Below are 1,797 nucleotides of genomic sequence, written 5' to 3'. Positions count from 1 at the left end.
CAGACTGTGAAAAAAGCCTCTCCTGTTTTTTAGTTGGCTATTCCACAATCTCCTTAAATTTAGTAAATTTAGTTGAGGTTATTTTTAACAATCCTATTTTATCTCTATGCACTATATCCAAGGAACTGACCGGTTCCAATTGACATTTTCCAGCTTGGATGACTTTGTCGATAATGATAATCCTGTCAGGGTCATCGACGCTTTTATCGACAAACTCGACCTTGACTTACTCGGTTTTGTGTCAAAACCTCCAAAACCGAATCAAGGCCTTGAGCAAAAGCCTTCCAATCCAATGGACGGAAGACCATCCTTTCATCCCAAAACACTGCTCAAACTCTACTTCTACGGATATTTCAATGGTATCCGGAGCAGTCGGAGGCTGGAAAGGGAATGCAGCCGGAACATTGAAGTCCGATGGCTGCTCGGTGGGCTGGTGCCCAACTACCACACCATCGCCGACTTCCGTAAGGACAACCCCAAAGCACTCAAAAACTGCTTCAAACTTTACACCCTCTTCCTCAAAGAGGCGGGTCTGATCGGCGGAAAGACAGTCGCCGTGGATGGCTCCAAGTTCCGAGCCTCCAATAGCAAGAAGAACAATTATAGCCAAAGCAAAATAGACAGGCATCTCAGCTATATAGAGCAGAAGACCGAAGAATACCTCCGGCAGCTTGACGAAGCTGACAGTTCCGAACTGTCGGAACAAGACATCCAGATCATTAAGGAGAAACTCCAATACTTTAAAGAAAACAAAGTCAACTACGAGATACTACAAGAACAGCTCAATCAAAGTGGGGATACTCAGATCAGCACCACAGACCCCGAAGCAAGAGCATTACTGGTTCAGGGACAGGTCGTCGAAGTCTCTTATAACGTTCAGGCAGCGGTGGATGATCAACACAATCTCGTGGTAGGTTCCCACGTGATCAACCGAAATGATAGAAACGCACTCCATGATATCTCCCTTGAAGCCAAAGACAACTTATCATTAGAGGGTTTTACCGTACTCGCTGACAAAGGATATCACAACGGAAGAGAAATCCAAGAATGTCAGAATGACGGAATCCATACACTAGTAGCTCCCAATGAAATAGTCAACTCCAACAAATTCGGTACAACCGAAGACTACTTAGTCACCAAGTTCACCTATTATCATGGTTCCGACACATATACCTGTCCACAGGGACAAACACTCTCTACTACGGGAACCCTCCATAAAAAAACAAGACAGAGGGACAGCCACATGTACAAAAAATACAGAACACCTGCCTGCAAAACCTGCCCTGCTAGAGACCTCTGTACCGGAAGAAAAAGTGGGGGCCGCGAGATAGAACGAAGTGAATATGCAGATGCTGTAGAAGCCAATCTCAAAAATATCCGAGAAAACACCGCCCTTTATAAAAGGAGACAGATGATCATAGAACATATCTTCGGAACCCTCAAAAGAAAATGGGGATATGATTACACAGATTTGAGGGGAATGGAAAAAGTCAATGGAGAGTTTGCACTGATCATGACTGTCTATAACCTCAAGCGGACGATCAATATCCTCGGAATACCTGACCTCTTACTCATAATCCAAAACTGGAAACCCGACTACAAAAGGGTTTCTTTGGCCTTAAAATCAAGCCTTTTTGGGCTATTCAAGGCCCTATTGAACTTTGAAACCCCATCCTTAAAAACTAACGATTCAAATATAAAGTTGACTCAAATTCAAGTTCAAGACCCTGTGAAGTCCCTATACGCTCCAAAAATGCGGCTTTTTCCAAAAACTGAAAGTTTTTTCACAGCCTGACG

Annotated in this window: 1 protein-coding gene; it reads left to right on the top strand. The window is 43.8% G+C overall.

Annotated elements, in window-relative coordinates:
* Window positions 1-106 precede the first annotated feature (106 nt).
* Window positions 107-1,795 (top strand): IS1182 family transposase, encoded by a 1,689-nt coding sequence (locus ACFFIP_RS18040; protein WP_382389164.1) that lies wholly within the window; start codon window positions 107-109, stop codon window positions 1,793-1,795.
* Window positions 1,796-1,797 lie beyond the last annotated feature (2 nt).

The sequence above is a fragment of the Fontibacter flavus genome (assembly GCF_042432905.1).
GTDB lineage: Bacteria > Bacteroidota > Bacteroidia > Cytophagales > Cyclobacteriaceae > Fontibacter > Fontibacter flavus.
The sequence above is the reverse complement of the archived record's forward strand: the minus strand, read 5'-3'. Positions and strand labels throughout refer to the sequence as shown.